Source organism: Thermostilla marina, assembly GCF_054657455.1.
This window is the reverse complement of record NZ_BAAHYR010000001.1, coordinates 2,591,425-2,606,175: the sequence shown is the minus strand read 5'-3', so window position 1 is coordinate 2,606,175 and position 14,751 is coordinate 2,591,425. Positions and strand designations below refer to the sequence as shown.

13 protein-coding genes are annotated in these 14,751 nt (G+C 58.2%); 10 read left to right on the top strand and 3 right to left on the bottom strand.

Features of this window, described 5'->3' with window-relative positions:
- Positions 1–38: 38 nt before the first annotated feature.
- A complete protein-coding gene (locus ACYQ2I_RS09550; protein WP_460166784.1) occupies positions 39–1,469 on the bottom strand; it encodes a TolC family protein in 1,431 nt (476 codons plus the stop codon).
- A gap of 123 nt (positions 1,470–1,592) precedes the next feature.
- Complete coding sequence (locus tag ACYQ2I_RS09545; protein WP_460166783.1) at positions 1,593–1,766, bottom strand: hypothetical protein; 174 nt, start codon at positions 1,764–1,766, stop codon at positions 1,593–1,595.
- On the opposite strand from ACYQ2I_RS09545, the gene ACYQ2I_RS09540 reads away from it, so the two are divergent.
- The 6 genes from ACYQ2I_RS09540 to ACYQ2I_RS09515 all read left to right on the top strand — a co-directional run bounded on the left by ACYQ2I_RS09540 (position 1,765) and on the right by ACYQ2I_RS09515 (position 10,835).
- Positions 1,765–2,259 carry a hypothetical protein gene (locus ACYQ2I_RS09540; RefSeq protein ID WP_460166782.1) on the top strand — a complete coding sequence of 165 codons (495 nt, stop codon included), beginning with the start codon at positions 1,765–1,767 and terminating at the stop codon, positions 2,257–2,259. The two genes, ACYQ2I_RS09545 and ACYQ2I_RS09540, sit on opposite strands and share 2 nt — an antisense overlap.
- Before the next feature lie 28 nt (positions 2,260–2,287).
- Complete coding sequence (locus tag ACYQ2I_RS09535) at positions 2,288–2,809, top strand: RNA polymerase sigma factor (protein WP_460166781.1); 522 nt, start codon at positions 2,288–2,290, stop codon at positions 2,807–2,809.
- A 2-nt stretch (positions 2,810–2,811) separates the two neighbouring features.
- Entirely contained in the window at positions 2,812–3,654 is an 843-nt protein-coding gene (locus tag ACYQ2I_RS09530; RefSeq protein WP_460166780.1) for an anti-sigma factor family protein, read from the top strand.
- A gap of 170 nt (positions 3,655–3,824) precedes the next feature.
- Entirely contained in the window at positions 3,825–6,092 is a 2,268-nt protein-coding gene (locus ACYQ2I_RS09525; protein WP_460166779.1) for a heavy metal-binding domain-containing protein, read from the top strand.
- Positions 6,093–6,186: 94 nt separating this feature from the next.
- On the top strand, positions 6,187–10,230 hold the full coding sequence (locus tag ACYQ2I_RS09520; RefSeq protein WP_460166778.1) for an efflux RND transporter permease subunit: 4,044 nt from the start codon (positions 6,187–6,189) through the stop codon (positions 10,228–10,230).
- Positions 10,231–10,289: 59 nt separating this feature from the next.
- Positions 10,290–10,835 carry a hypothetical protein gene (locus ACYQ2I_RS09515; protein WP_460166777.1) on the top strand — a complete coding sequence of 182 codons (546 nt, stop codon included), beginning with the start codon at positions 10,290–10,292 and terminating at the stop codon, positions 10,833–10,835.
- A gap of 87 nt (positions 10,836–10,922) precedes the next feature.
- Here the strand turns inward: ACYQ2I_RS09515 and ACYQ2I_RS09510 are convergent, their stop codons facing one another.
- The gene (locus ACYQ2I_RS09510) at positions 10,923–11,654 is read right to left on the bottom strand and encodes an NUDIX domain-containing protein (protein WP_460166776.1); all 732 of its coding nucleotides are present in this window, start codon (positions 11,652–11,654) and stop codon (positions 10,923–10,925) included.
- A gap of 134 nt (positions 11,655–11,788) precedes the next feature.
- Between ACYQ2I_RS09510 and ACYQ2I_RS09505 the strand changes: the two genes are divergently transcribed.
- Genes ACYQ2I_RS09505 through ACYQ2I_RS09490 form a run of 4 tightly spaced genes read left to right on the top strand, consistent with a single transcriptional unit; the run spans position 11,789 to position 14,593 of the window.
- Positions 11,789–12,661: a menaquinone biosynthesis family protein gene (locus ACYQ2I_RS09505; protein ID WP_460166775.1), complete on the top strand. Its 873-nt coding sequence runs from the start codon at positions 11,789–11,791 to the stop codon at positions 12,659–12,661.
- Positions 12,662–12,715: 54 nt separating this feature from the next.
- Positions 12,716–12,997 carry a HypC/HybG/HupF family hydrogenase formation chaperone gene (locus ACYQ2I_RS09500; RefSeq protein WP_460166774.1) on the top strand — a complete coding sequence of 94 codons (282 nt, stop codon included), beginning with the start codon at positions 12,716–12,718 and terminating at the stop codon, positions 12,995–12,997.
- An 18-nt stretch (positions 12,998–13,015) separates the two neighbouring features.
- Positions 13,016–14,113 (top strand): hydrogenase formation protein HypD, encoded by a 1,098-nt coding sequence (hypD, locus tag ACYQ2I_RS09495; RefSeq protein ID WP_460166773.1) that lies wholly within the window; start codon positions 13,016–13,018, stop codon positions 14,111–14,113.
- A gap of 30 nt (positions 14,114–14,143) precedes the next feature.
- Positions 14,144–14,593, top strand: coding sequence for a hypothetical protein (locus tag ACYQ2I_RS09490; RefSeq protein WP_460166772.1), 450 nt, complete (start codon positions 14,144–14,146; stop codon positions 14,591–14,593).
- The last annotated feature ends 158 nt before the right edge of the window (positions 14,594–14,751 follow it).

The window sequence follows — 14,751 nt, the reverse complement described above, 5'->3', positions numbered from 1 at the left end:
CAGTCGTCATTCGCCTTTTCGGTCCATCGGCATCGCCTTTATTCCGGCAAAGCCGGAACGGGAACGTCTTCGATCTCGAACACACCGGCGGATGTGTCCATGGAGCCGCCCACGATACGTTCCAAGTCGGCCAGCGTCTGCCGCAAAGCCGTCTGCAGTTGCCGATGAGCGATCTCATACCGGAGCAACTGTCGCCAGTTGTCGATCAATTGCAAAAAATCGGTTTGGCCGACATTGTAGGCCTGACTCGAAACTTCCAGCGTTTGGCGTGCCTTCGGCAAGATGTCCGCTTCGAACAGCCGGATCAATTCTTCTTTGCTTTGCGCGTCGGCAACGAGGTCGATGACTTCACGCAACGTCTCGTCTCGCAGTGCGTCGTATTCCTTGGCCACCGCAACGGCCTCGGCTTCAGCCGAGCGAACGTCTGCTTCCAAACGACGCCTGTAGATCGGCAGATTCACACCGACATTCAACAGGAAGGCGTCTTCGCCGTCGCGCACGGGGCTGATGCCGGCATCGTCGACGGCAATCCACGTGGCCCCCAAGACCACATCAGGCAAATACTGAAGTCTGGCAAGTTGCGCAGCCTTGCGACTCGCCGCGAGCGAAGCCAACTTGGCATGAAGTTCCGGGCGATTACGAACCGCCCGAGCCTGAAGTTCGGCGAGATTGTGTGCCAGATTTTCGTTCGCCGGTTCGGTCGTTTCGATGGGCGCCTCCGGCGAAATATGCATCAAGGACGCGAGTTTGGCCCGTGCGCCCGTTCGTTGCCGTTCGAGTTGGATCAACTCATGGCGGACATTGGCCATTTCGACCTCCGCCCGCAATACGTCCTGCTGGCTGGTTTGACCGGTGCGATAACGGCTTTCGGCCACGTTCCGCAATTGGGTAAGTAGTAGAAGATCCGCCTGCGTGATTTCAATCGCCTGCTCGACGAATTGGAGCTGGTAGTATGCTTTTTTTACCTCCGCCACGGTGGCCAGTTCGACAGCGGCGAACTCGGCCCGAGCGGCATCGGCCCGGGCCTCTGCGGCATCCGCCTTCGCCTCAAGCTTGCGGCGCAACGGCACCTTTTGCGTGATCCCAAGCAACAGATCCTGTTCACCGGCCGCCGTTTGAATCGGCGCGGGCGCTGCGGTGACATTCATCGTGGGATCGGGTAGCGACGCCGCCGAAGGGACACGATACGCGAGAGCCTCGATTTTCTTTCGCGCCGCTTGAATTCTAGGATTGCGCTCCAAAGCAAGGCGAACGCACGCGTCGAGCGACAAGGGACCGGCGGGAGTGTCGGGGGGGAGCACCGCTTCATCCACGGTCGTCGAATAGGACGCTCGATGGACTATCTCAACGTAGTCGGTGTCGCGCACCCGGTCGACGTTGTGACAGCCTATCGCGCCGCCCCCCAACACACATACCGTCAGCCCCCACAACCATCCATGTTTCCACAAAAATCTTTTTGGGTGTGCCATCCATGGCCCCCCCTTTTTTGCCAAGCTGCCCCCCTCAAATGACAGAACAGCGAACCCCTAATTTCACTTCTCCTTTATCGACACAACGCAGAATAGGAACCATCCAAATCCGGCGCCGGTCGGTCAGTTCGCCGGATCACCGTCAAGCTTGGCCAGGTATTTGTCCGGTTCGGCCAGCAACGAATCCCTGCACCCCTCGCAGCAAATCCATACTTGACGGCCACTTACGTCGACTTTGATCGGCGTCCCCATCGAGCCGAGCATCTCGCCGCTCACGGGACAGATGTGTTGTTTCATGGCCGATTCTTTGTCTTCGGGCGACAATTCCGCCAGCCCCTCCATCATTTTCGCCATACCCTCCGATTCCGAAGCGGTTTCGCCCGCAGGCGAAGCTGATTGCTCGGTGGCGGACGCCGAATCCCCCTCACCTAATTGGTCGGTAGTGGACGCTTTGTTGCACCCGCCTGTGACAAGAACCACGGAAATCCCTAAAACCACCAGCAATGAAATAAGGTATCTCATGTCGTTCCTTTCTCTCTCTTCCGAGTTACCAAAACCCATGACCGATAGCTTTGATGCACGTGTCGGCCGATTTCTTGCACAGAATTTCGAGAATTCAGCGAAAAGGGGAGACCTGCCGAAACAACGGGCTTGCCGTCGCTTCGGTTCGAAAGCCATAATCCGCCGTGGATCGTTCCTTTCAACGCCGAATCTCCATTGCTCACTCGTTCGGCAGCACAACTCAGGTTTCTTTCAGAACAAGAAGAAATACGGCAGCTATGCCATCTAATCCTTTGCATGACGAGGCACATGCAGTCGTGCCGGAAGTGACGGTACGAGCAGCCGTCGCGGGCGACACCTCGGCCCGAGAAGCCATTTACCACGCGTGCGTCGAACGGGTTTATCGACTGATGTATCGAATGGTCGGCCCCAACGACGCGTCCGATCTCACACAACAGGTGTTCCTTCAGGTATTCCGCAAACTCGACACTTTCGAAGGCAATTCCAAGTTCGAAACATGGCTTTATCGGCTTGCCGTGAACGAGGCTTTGCAATTTCGCCGAAAGCGCAAACTTCCGACCGTTTCTCTATACGACGAAACGATGAATCATAGCGTCCCAACGACATCACGCAACGAACTTCGCGACCTGTTGCAACAAGCCCTTGCACAGATCGACGACGATCTGCGTTTGGTGTTTTTGTTGCGAGAACAAGAGGGGCTCAGTTACGCAGATATCGCCGAGGTCCTGGGTATTTCTGAAGGAACGGTCGGTTCGCGACTGAATCGAGTGCGGAAGGAACTTCAAGGCATCCTAAATCGACTGGGTTGGGAGCAATAACCATGGAATGCAATCGCATTCGCGAGCGGCTCTCGGCCTACCACGACCGGGAAATTTCGGAATCGGACCGGCGCGACGTCGAGGCACACTTGGCATCATGCGTCATGTGTCGTGAGACACTCGCGGGAATCGAGTCGCTCTCCCGCTTGGTGGCAGAATCGCCCGTCCCGCTGCCGGAATCGCTCCGCCGGCCACGAAAAGACATCTTCGAAACCCCGTCGAGAGTCGCGGCATTGGAACGCCGGATTGCCAGGCGACGTGCATGGACGGATTTCGTTCTGCAAAATCGCTGGTGGTTTGTTGCCGCAAGCGTCCTGATCTTGTTCGCTGTGATCGTCGGTGGGTTCCGAAGTGAATCCCGAAATGATCGCACACTATCGCAGGCGTTTCTAGCCTATACGACATCGTTCTCTCATGATTCGGAAGCGGCCGGCAGGGTATTGGTGGAGCATTTCGGTGCCCGCAAGATCCAGACCAATAGCCTTGATGCTCTCCCGTTTGCTCCCGTCGCCTTGCAGCAAACCCCGAAGGGCTACACCGCCTGCGAAGCGTACTACGTACCGACCCGCGATGTTCCGGCCGTCGTCACCGTACTCGAACGGAAAGACGGTCGTCGACTTGCCGTGTTCGAACAGGGGCCGGCACCGCACGGGACGGCTCGGTGTCCTTGCGGCGATCGTTGTTCAAGTGGAGGACGGTGTGTCATGCATCGCATAGACGACACGTTGACCGTCTGTTCGCCCTGCGGCCGCCGTTTCTTCACGGTGATCGGCGCCTCGACTGAACAGGAAGCCGAACAACTCATCACCTGGTTTGCAGAACGCCTGAAAAACACCCAAACGTGACGCGCGGGCATTTCGGCGTTCCGGCAAGAAAACGCGCAGCAACGAAGCACCTCGCTTGCAGCGGAGGAAGAAACAATTTCGCGATCCAAACGCGGAGTCTTTGAATGACGACCTCGATGAATATAAGAATCTTTCTTCGCCGACTTCGGCGAAAACACGGCGGGAAATTCATGCTTGTCGTCTCGCTTGCAAGCATGGTATTCGGCGTCGTCTTATGGGAGGCAGCCCGGTCGGCTTGGGCGCCCCGGCAGCCGTCTCCAACATCGGTAACCGCCGACGCGTCCGCGCATGATCACGCCGAAGCGAACGAGGGTGACGCCGAAGGCGAAGACGTCGTCTGGACGTGCTCGATGCATCCGCAAATTCGAAGTCCCAAGCCGGGCAAGTGCCCCATTTGCGCGATGGATTTGATTCCCGTGAAGACGACCACGGGAGCGTTGCGAACGATCACGGTTTCGCCCGAAGCCGCCAAACTGATGCAATTGGAAACGCGCCCCGTCGAACGGCGGTTCGTCACGGCGACGATTCGCATGGTCGGCAAGGTCGACTACGACGAGACCCGTCTCGCCTACATTACGGCGTGGATTTCCGGAAGATTGGATCGCCTTTTCGCAGACTACACCGGCGTCCAGGTCCGCCCCGGCGACCATGTGGCGCTGATCTACAGTGAAGAACTGTACGCTGCGCAGGTTGAACTGATCCAAGCGATTCGGCAACGCCGGAATCAACCGCAGGGTGGACTCATTCAGTCGATCGACATGGTGGCCGCCGCTCGCGAAAAACTGCGACTGCTCGGCTTGACGGCCGACCAAATTACTGAAATCGAAACGCGAATGGTCCCCAGCGATCACGTCACGATCTATTCGCCGATCGGCGGTATCGTGGTCGAAAAGCTCCGCCAAGAAGGCGACCGCGTGCGAATCGGCGACCGCATCTATACCGTCGCCGACTTGACGCACGTGTGGGTGAAGCTCGACGCTTACGAATCTGATATAGAATGGCTGCGCTACGGACAAGACGTCGAATTCACGACGGAAGCCTACCCGGGCGAAGTGTTCCACGGGCGCATCGTGTTCATGGATCCGGTTCTCGATCCGGTAACCCGCACGATCAAAGTACGAGTCAACGTCGACAATGAAGACGGTCGCCTGAAGCCCGAGATGTTCGTGCGGGCGGTCGTCCGTGCGAGGATTGCCGCCGGCGGCAAAGTGTTGGATGCCGAAATAGCCGGCAAATGGATGTGCCCCATGCATCCCGAAGTGATTCATGACGATCCTGGTGCGTGTGATATCTGCGGAATGCCGTTGGTCCGGCCGGAGTCGCTCGGCTACGCCGCGATCGATTCCTCTGAAACGATCGAACCTCTCGTGATTCCCGCCTCGGCTCCGTTGCTGACGGGCACGAGAGCCATTGTCTACGTTCAGGATCCCGATGCCGACGAACCGACTTTCGAGGGGCGAGAAATCGTTCTCGGACCGCGGGCCGGTGACTATTACTTGGTTCGAAGCGGTCTAAAAGAAGGCGAATTCGTCGTGACGCACGGCAATTTCAAGTTGGACAGCGCGCTGCAAATTCTCGCCAAACCGTCGATGATGACACCCGAAGGAGGAGGTGTATCCAGCGGAGAAGAGCGAGTCGTCTCGTCTGAGCTGAAGGGCACCTTGCGCCGCCTCTGGATGTTGCGAGACCGCCTACGCCGGGCTTTGCGCGAGCAAGACTTGGCCGTCTACCGCCAAACGTTCGGCGAGGTCGGCGTGACGTTGGATCAAGTCGACGCCGATTCGCTCGTCGGTGAGTCGAAGGTGCATTGGAATGAATTCGCGATGCTTTTGACGAACGACGTAACCGAAGGAACGGCTGTGCGCGATTTTCGCGATGCGGATCGCATCTTGGCGACCTACGGTGCCCACCTGGATCAAGCCGGGACATATTTTGCTGTCGTTCCCGAGCCTCCTAAGCCGGGCGAAACGGCGGTGCCGACAACGCCCGAATTCCGGGCGAGGGTGACGACATTGTGGAAAGCATATTCCGCCGTGTGCGAGGCCCTCGCCGCCGACGACATCCGACAAGCACTGGCTCATGCACGTGACCTGGAAGCAACTTTGCAATCGATCGACGCATCCGGGCTTTCCGGCATCGCCGCCGAGGCCTGGAACAAGGAAAAAGCTGATTTTGCGAAACTCACGTCGCTCATGGCGAAGGCCGAAGACATCGTCAAGCTGCGGGAAACATTCTCGCCTGTCTCGGATGAAATGTACCGGATCGTCCGACGTTTCGGTGTCGAAGGCGTCTCGATCTACCGGCACCACTGTCCGATGGCGTTCGACGGACGCGGTGCCTACTGGTTGCAGCCGGACGACCAGACCCGGAACCCCTACTACGGTGCCACGATGTTGCGCTGTGCGGACAGCGTCGAACCGGTCGTCGAACTGCAATAGCGACAAGCGTTGTTCCCGGACGGTCTCCCTTCGGTCTACCTCGATGTTTTTTCGACTCTGAAACCGCCGTACCGTTCACCCTTTGGACACCACTATGAGCGACCAAGTGCCGTCATCGCCGAACGAGAAGATGTCTCTACTGGATCGTCTCATTGCCTTCTGCATCGACAACAAGCTGATCGTGCTCTTATTCACGGTGGGCATCGTGCTCTGGGGAATCATGACGGCGCCTTTCAACTGGAACACGGGGCCGATCCCTCGAAATCCGGTACCCGTCGACGCGATTCCCGACATCGGCGAGAACCAACAGATCATCTTCACCGAATGGATGGGGCGTTCACCTCAAGACGTCGAAGACCAGATCACCTATCCGCTGACGGTCGCGCTGCTGGGCATCCCCGAAGTCAAGACGATCCGTAGCTACTCGATGTTCGGTTTCTCGACCATCTACGTCATATTCAACGAGCGTGCCGACTTCTACTGGACACGCAGCCGGGTTATCGAAAAGCTGAACAGTCTACCGGCCGGAACTTTACCCGAGGGCGTGCAACCGACACTGGGACCAGATGCTACCGCGCTGGGGCAAGTCTTTTGGTATACGCTCGAGGGGCGAGATCTCGATGGAAACGTAACCGGCGGCTGGGACTTGCACGAATTGCGATCGATTCAAGACTGGCAAGTCCGCTATGCTCTCAATTCGGCCGAGGGAATCAGCGAGGTGGCCTCGATCGGCGGGTTCGTCCAGGAATATCAAATCGATGTCGATCCCGACGCGATGCGGGCGTACGGCATTACGATGAACGAGGTGTACTCGGCCGTGCGAATGTCGAATGTGGACGTCGGTGCCCGCACGATCGAAGTCAACAAGGTCGAATACGTCATCCGTGGTCTGGGCTTCATCCGCAGTCTTGACGACATCGAAAAGACCGTCGTCGGAGTCCACGACAATGTGCCGGTACGCGTCAGCGACATTGCCGTGGTGACGCTCGGCCCGGCGCTTCGCCGCGGCGCACTCGACAAAGGGGGAGCCGAAGCCGTGGGCGGCGTGTGCGTCGTGCGTTATGGCTACAATCCCCTCAAGGCCATCGAGAACCTCAAGCAGAAGATCAAGGAAGTTTCACCAGGGCTGCCCGCCAAAGTCTTGATCGACTGGTCGAAGGTCGGGACCGCCGACCTCGAACAGTACGCCTCCCAATTCGGATTCGACGCCTTCGTGGGCGCCGAATTGAATCACGACGCGTGGACGGCGCACCTACGAAAGCTGGCCCCGGAAGATCGCCCCGAATGGGCGACTGTCAGCCAGGTAACCATCGTACCCTTTTACGATCGCACGGGGCTGATCTACGAAACGCTGGGCACGCTCAACCGCGCGCTGGTGGAAGAAATTCTGGTCACCGTAGTGGTTATCCTCGTGATGGTGGTCCACCTGCGCAGCTCGCTGCTGATCAGTGCGTTGTTACCGCTGGCGGTCTTGATGTGCTTCATCGCGATGAAGCAATTCGGTGTGGATGCGAATATCGTAGCCTTGTCGGGTATTGCAATCGCGATCGGCACGATGGTCGACATGGGAATCGTGTTGTGCGAAAACATCCTCAAACACCTCGAAGAGGCCTCTCCCAATGTGAGCACACGCGACGTCGTGTTCCGCGCCTCATCGGAGGTCGGCAGCGCCGTCTTGACCGCCGTTGCGACGACCGTCGTCAGCTTCTTGCCGGTCTTCACGATGATCGGTCAAGAGGGCAAACTGTTTCGCCCGTTAGCCTTCACCAAGACGTTCGCCCTGATTGCTTCGGTCATCGTTGCCCTGACGATCATCCCGCCGGCCGCTCACGTACTATTCACCAGTCGCATTCGGAACACCTGGATGCGTCGCCTGCTCTACGGACTGGTGGCCGCGATCGGGGGAGGTTTGATTGCGTGGGCTTCGATTGCTGCGGCACTGCCGGACTCAGCCATTGCCTCCTGTTTGTCCTCGTTCTTGCCGAGAACTTTACCGTGGTGGATCGGAACGGCCTTGCTGGTGATCGGCGGCTACAAGTTCGCCGAAGAGTTCCTTCCTGCCGAGTGGCATCGGATCGGGCCGATCGGCGGAAGCCTCACCGCGTTAGGGTTGGTCACCGTTCTCTTGGCCGTCGATTGGCTGCCGTTCGGCCCCGAACGTGGACTTATTCCCAATTTGCTTTTCGTTGTAATCGTACTGGGAGGATTGCTCGGTTTCTTCGAAATCTTTCGTCGTTTTCTATATCGCCCGCTATTGACCTGGGCGTTGCGACACAAACTCCTCTTCTTGAGCATTCCGGCCCTCGTCGTGGTCTTGGGAATCTCTGCGTGGCTCGGATTCGACAGACAGTTCGGCTGGTTGCCGTCGTCGTTTCGCAATTCCTACATCTATCAACAATTGGCCACGGCGTTCCCCGGATTTGGTCGCGAATTCATGCCGCCCCTCGACGAAGGCTCCTACTTGTACATGCCTACGACCATGCCGCACGCCTCGATCGGCGAAGCATTCGACGTCTTGCAACTGCAAGACAAACTGATGATGTCGATTCCCGAAGTGGAATCGGTCGTGGGCAAGATCGGTCGGGTCGACAGTCCGCTCGATCCTGCACCGATTTCGATGATCGAAACGATCATCAGCTACAAACCGGAATATATCACAGACAAAAATGGGCGACGTGTGAGATTCCGTTACGACGAAACAAAAGGAGATTTCGTTCGCGATGAGCAAGGCAACCTGATCCCCGACGAAAACGGTCGTCCTTTCCGCCAATGGCGCGACTCGATCAAGACGCCGGACGACATTTGGAATGCCATCGTGGAAGCAGCCGACATTCCCGGCACGACCTCGGCCCCTAAACTACAGCCGATCGCCGCGCGCATCGTGATGCTGCAAAGCGGCATGCGGGCGCCTATGGGAGTGAAAGTCTTAGGTCCCGACTTGGAAAGCATCGAGAAAACCGCGCTCGAACTCGAATCGCTTTTGAAGCAAGTGCCGTCGGTCGAGGCGTCGGCCGTGATCGCCGACCGGATCGTCGGCAAGCCTTACCTGGAAATTGAAATCGATCGAGACGCCATCGCCCGATACGGTTTGCACATTCGAACCGTGCAAGACGTCATCGAGGTGGCCATCGGTGGAAAACGGATCACCACGACCGTCGAGGGACGAGAGCGTTACCCGGTGCGAGTCCGTTACGCCCGGGAATTGCGAGATACCCCCGAGCAACTGGGTCGCGTGCTCGTTCCCACCCCGACCGGGCAACAAATTCCGCTGGAACAGCTTGCACGCATCCGGTATGTCCGAGGGCCGCAGGTCATCAAGAGTGAGGATACGCGGTTGGTCGGGTATGTCTTGTTCGACAAAAAGCCGGGGACCTCCGAAGTCGATGTCGTCGAGGAATGCCAACGGTTTCTGCAAGAGAAAATCGACTCGGGGGAATTGATCTTGCCTCCCGGCGTCAGTTTCAAATTCGCAGGCAATTACGAAAACCAATTGCGGGCGCAGAAAACGCTGATGGTCGTGCTTCCGCTGTCTCTGTTCGTCATTTTCGTCATCTTGTACCTGCAATTTCGCGCCGTAATCACGACGAGTCTTGTCTTCTCGGGCATCGTTGTCGCCTGGTCAGGCGGCTTCCTCTTGCTGTGGCTGTACGGTCAACCGTGGTTCCTGGACGTTACCGCATTCGGCACGAACCTGCGGGAACTGTTCCAGGTCCACCCCATCAACTTGAGCGTGGCGGTTTGGGTGGGCTTTCTCGCCTTGTTTGGTATTGCGAGCGACGACGGCGTCGTGATCGCAACCTATTTGGACCAAAGTTTCCGCCGAGCGCAAATCGACAGTAAAGAAGCCGCCCGCAAGGCCACGCTCGAAGCCGGATTGCGACGTGTGCGTCCCTGCTTGATGACGACCGCAACCACGATCTTGGCGCTTCTCCCGGTTCTGACCTCCCGAGGTCGCGGCTCCGACATCATGGTTCCTATGGCGATCCCCAGTTTCGGCGGAATGCTCATCGAGGTGATGACGATGATCATCGTCCCGGTTCTCTATTGCTGGGTCATGGAGTGGAAACTGGCACTGGGCATCAAAGACGAGAAGTTTGCGGCTGATCCGAGCATCAATACAATCGGACAAACCGAGTGATGCCGGCGAGATCGGCATCTTTCCACTCGCTTTCATTTCGTCGTACAAAGGAGATTTCGATGTTGCGATGCTCTTTGGCAGCCTGCGTGTTGATGGCCTTCACAGTTGGGGCCGCCGCGGCACAAATGCATGATCATTCCATGCATCAACAACGAGCTTCCGCGGAAACCGCCTCGCAAAGCGCATCCTCCGCCGAAGCGGCACGTCAGGCGGCCGTCGACCGTCTCAAAATCGCGGTACAAGCTGTGTGCCCGGTCTCCGGTCAAAAACTCGGCGCTCACGGCAAGCCGGTGAAGGCACAAGTCGGCGGAGAAACGATCTTTCTCTGTTGCAAAGGCTGTTTCGGCGGAAAGATCTCCGGCGAAAATTGGGCCAAGATCCATACCGCAATGAAAACGGCTCAGGGTACATGCCCGGTGATGGGAAAGCCGTTGCCGGCGAACGCCCGGTCGGTCGTCGTCGAGGAGCAAACGGTGTTTGTGTGTTGCCCTGGATGCATCGCGAAAATCAAAGCCGATCCTAAGCAGTACTTGGGCAAAGTCTACGCCGCATATGCGCGCACACTAAAAGCTCGGGAACAGCCGTCCGGCCAAGCTCTACGTTGAACGGCTTTCCCGGCTCTGCACCGCCCCGCGCTTCGGCGCGGGCCGGCTTTTTGTGCGTCGCTCCCCCCAACGATCCACACGAATCGATCACGCATGGGCAGGAAACGGGAAACCTGATCGCGCGTACCGCCGATACGTTTCCACGACGAAGTGGTATCGAGCGGGAGTTCTTTTCCCTTCGCCGCCAGGCTGCCGCTCAAGAACGTTCATACTACGCAACCAAGCGATTAGTCTTCGGCCGTCGAGCGGGCGTCCCAATATCGCTTCATATAATGTCTGCAATTGCTTCGCCGTGAACGTGCGTGGTAACAAGTCAGCACCGAACGGAAAGCCGGCGAGCCGCTGTCGCCAGAATTGCTGGGCATCGCGTAAAATCTCACGATGATCGAATGCCAGACGGCCGGGACGACGGGCCGGTCGCCAAGCCGCCTCGCGAGCGTCGTCGCCTGCACGTACCCGAGACTTCTCTGTCGCCACGACCGTTGTGAACACCAAGGAAATCGTACGCCCCCTCGGATCGCGATCCGGCGCACCGTACGCCCCCAACGGAAGCAACTCCTTCGGGCGCAGGGATGTTTCTTCATATAATTCCCGAAACGCCGCCTCGCGCGGCGGCTCGTCGATCTCGATGAAACCACCCGGCAAGGCCCAGGCCCCGGCGAACGGTTCTCGATCCCGTCGTATCAACAAGACACGCAGCGGTGATGTTCGCGGTGTGCGTGTTTCGGCCGGTTGAGGCTCCAAATCGGGTCCGGACAAACCGAAAACGACGCAATCGGTGCACACGGCCGGACGAGGATAGGCGTATGTGTACGGCATGGATGGTACCTCGAATGTCGGCGGAAGCCCTCGATGCGCTCGATTGAACCCCGTCAACGAACCGCTCGAAAGGCGGTATAATAAGGCTTTCTACTTTGCTGGACGCACCTTTTTTGCACGTGGACCCAATCACCATGACCGATGATGCCGTGCTCATTCGCGTAGGACACAGCCCTGATCCCGACGACGCTTTCATGTTTTATGCGCTCGCCAAAGAAAAGATCAATACCGGGCGGTATCGTTTCACGCACGAACTGGTCGACATCGAAACTCTCAATCAGCGGGCGTTTCGCGGTGAACTCGAATTGACCGCCCTCAGTCTGCACGCCTATGCCCATCTTCACGACAAGTACATTCTGTGCCCTTGCGGTGCCAGCATGGGCGAGCGATACGGGCCTATGGTCGTTGCCAAAAACGACGTGTCGCTGGAATCGCTGGCCGAGCGTCCCATTGCCGTTCCCGGATTGCTGACCACCGCTTTCCTGGCGTTGCGAATGTGTCTGGGCGGGGATTTTCCCCATGTCGTCGTGCCGTTCGACGAGATCCCCCAAGCCGTCGTCGATGGACATTATCAAGGCAAGCCGGTGGAAGCCGGTCTTCTGATCCATGAAGGACAACTCACCTACCAAACGTTCGGTCTGCAATGTGTAGTCGATTTGGGTGTCTGGTGGGATCAAGAAACTGGTGGCTTACCGTTGCCTTTGGGAGCCAACGCCGTTCGGAAAGATCTCGGCGATCAAGTCGCCCGCGACGTCACGCGGTTGCTTCAGGAAAGTATCCGTTATGGCCTGGAACATCGTGAAGATGCCTTGGCCTACGCGCTACAATTCGGCAGAGGCCTCGACTCGGCGTTGGCCGATCGATTCGTCGGCATGTACGTGAACGATTGGACGCTCGACTTCGGTCCCCGCGGACGTGAAGCCGTGCGGGAATTGTTACGTCGCGGCCATGCTTGCGGAGCCGTACCGGAACTTGTCGAGCCCGAATTCGTCGAAGGGGCCTATTGACGCTCACGGGACAATCACCCCGACGCCCTAAACAACCGAAGCGAGAAGGCAATCATGTGCTTGGGAATCCCGGGAAAGATCCTCGAAAAATACGAAAAAGACGGGCTGCCGTACGCCAAGGTCGATTTCAGCGGTATCACCAAAGAAATCTGCCTGGCCTACACGCCGGAGGCGGAACCGGGCGAGTACGTGCTGGTTCACGTCGGCTTCGCGCTCAACCGCATCGACGAAGCCGAAGCTCAAGAAACGATGGATTTCATCCGTCAGATCGAAGAAGCTGCCGAAGATCCGTCCGCAACGACGCCGTCGCCTGCTTCCGACACCCCGTCGACGTGAGGGCTGGGAGCATTCCCTATGAAGTATCTGGCCGAATACCGTGATGCCGAAGCCGTCCGCACATTGGCCGATCACCTTCGCCGGCGGGTAACGCGGCCGTGGTCGATCATGGAAATATGCGGGGGCCAAACCCATTCGATCATGCGATTCGGGCTCCACGAGCTGATTCCCGAACAAATCACATTGATTCATGGGCCGGGTTGCCCTGTATGCGTCACGCCGGTCGAAATGCTCGATCGTGCCGTGGCGATCGCGTCACTGCCGAACGTCATTTTTTGTTCCTTCGGCGACATGCTGCGAGTTCCGGGCAGCACCTCCGATTTGTTGCGGGTAAAGTCCGGCGGAGGAGACGTCCGAATCGTCTATTCGCCCCTTGACGCGGTCGCATTGGCGCGGCAACACCCGGAACGAGAGGTCGTGTTTTTCGCCGTCGGCTTCGAAACGACCGCCCCGGCCAATGCGATGGCCATTCTCCAAGCGAAGACGTTGGGACTCGAGAACTTCTCGATGCTCGTTTCCCACGTGCTCGTCCCCCCCGCGATTCGTGCACTTCTCGAATCCCCCGACTGCCGAATCGACGGTTTCTTGGCGGCCGGGCACGTATGCACGGTAATGGGGACGCAGGAATACCTGCCGATCGCGGAACAATATAAAGTTCCCATCGTCGCGACGGGATTCGAGCCGGTCGACATCCTGCAAGGAATCGCAATGTGTGTCGAACAACTCGAAACCGGGCGACACGACGTCGAAATTCAGTACGGTCGGTTGGTCCGGCCGGAAGGCAATCCCGCAGCCCGGCGACCGGTCGAACAGGTATTCCGAGTGGTCGATCGCCAATGGCGCGGCATCGGTATGATACCGCAAAGCGGCTACGCGCTGCGCGAGGAATTCGAGGCTTTCGATGCCGAAAAGCGTTTCAACGTCTCGACGATCGCCGCTGAAGAATCGCCGGAATGCATCGCCGGAGAGGTGCTTCAGGGCCAAAAGAGGCCTCACGAATGTCCGGCATTTGGCGGCGCATGCACTCCTGAACATCCGCTCGGCGCCCCGATGGTGTCCAGCGAAGGCGCCTGTGCGGCGTACTATCGTTACCGACGACGGAGCACACCGTCCTGACGGCAGGCTCCCCTCGCGAGACTGTCAGCGATGCCCCAAATTCGACGTCCGCTGGTTTCTGTCTTGTTGATTCGTGACGGTGCCGAACAACTGACCGGCAGCGGCTGTTGCGGCGTTCTCACGGACGACGATCCTACGGTTCGACACCGAAACGTCTTTCGCGAGACGCGCCGTGATCAGGAACACTTCGGCATTCTACACCGAAGCGTGACGCGTTTTTTTGCAAAACAGATCGACAACGGAGAGTTGGAAGTCGTTATCGTCGATCCGCGGAATCAGCTTTACTTGGCTTCACGATTGATGGTCGATGTCTTCCGCTTTCGCCCCGGATTCCGCGCTGCCGTCACGGCGCTGTTGCAACTATTCTCCGTTCCCGCGGTGGTCGTGAACGGCCGTGTGATCAGCAAGCGCGGGCGAGCGACGACGCCCGACGAATTATGCCACGCGATCCGCGAGCACCTACGCCGAGAATCTTCCTAAGCGGGCGAGAATGGCCCCGTTCGCCGGCCGCCGTCGGTGTCCTCTTCTCATTGACAGACTTTCGAGACTGGAAACTCGCAGCGATCGGGGGCAGCGCATCATTCGCTGCATGTGGCGTATTCTCCCGTCCCGAGCAAAACGTGACGACGGCGCCCGGG

What these genes read in the sequence shown, in the direction of transcription:
- ACYQ2I_RS09505 (WP_460166775.1), top strand. Translation starts at nt 11,789, where the DNA reads ATGACCGATGATGCCGTGCTCATTCGCGTAGGACACAGCCCTGATCCC.
- ACYQ2I_RS09545 (WP_460166783.1), bottom strand. Translation starts at nt 1,766, where the DNA reads ATGAAACAACACATCTGTCCCGTGAGCGGCGAGATGCTCGGCTCGATG.
- ACYQ2I_RS09525 (WP_460166779.1), top strand. Translation starts at nt 3,825, where the DNA reads ATGCTTGTCGTCTCGCTTGCAAGCATGGTATTCGGCGTCGTCTTATGG.
- ACYQ2I_RS09515 (WP_460166777.1), top strand. Translation starts at nt 10,290, where the DNA reads ATGTTGCGATGCTCTTTGGCAGCCTGCGTGTTGATGGCCTTCACAGTT.
- ACYQ2I_RS09500 (WP_460166774.1), top strand. Translation starts at nt 12,716, where the DNA reads ATGTGCTTGGGAATCCCGGGAAAGATCCTCGAAAAATACGAAAAAGAC.
- ACYQ2I_RS09540 (WP_460166782.1), top strand. Translation starts at nt 1,765, where the DNA reads ATGGCCGATTCTTTGTCTTCGGGCGACAATTCCGCCAGCCCCTCCATC.
- ACYQ2I_RS09510 (WP_460166776.1), bottom strand. Translation starts at nt 11,654, where the DNA reads ATGCCGTACACATACGCCTATCCTCGTCCGGCCGTGTGCACCGATTGC.
- ACYQ2I_RS09550 (WP_460166784.1), bottom strand. Translation starts at nt 1,469, where the DNA reads ATGGCACACCCAAAAAGATTTTTGTGGAAACATGGATGGTTGTGGGGG.
- ACYQ2I_RS09530 (WP_460166780.1), top strand. Translation starts at nt 2,812, where the DNA reads ATGGAATGCAATCGCATTCGCGAGCGGCTCTCGGCCTACCACGACCGG.
- hypD (WP_460166773.1), top strand. Translation starts at nt 13,016, where the DNA reads ATGAAGTATCTGGCCGAATACCGTGATGCCGAAGCCGTCCGCACATTG.
- ACYQ2I_RS09490 (WP_460166772.1), top strand. Translation starts at nt 14,144, where the DNA reads ATGCCCCAAATTCGACGTCCGCTGGTTTCTGTCTTGTTGATTCGTGAC.
- ACYQ2I_RS09520 (WP_460166778.1), top strand. Translation starts at nt 6,187, where the DNA reads ATGAGCGACCAAGTGCCGTCATCGCCGAACGAGAAGATGTCTCTACTG.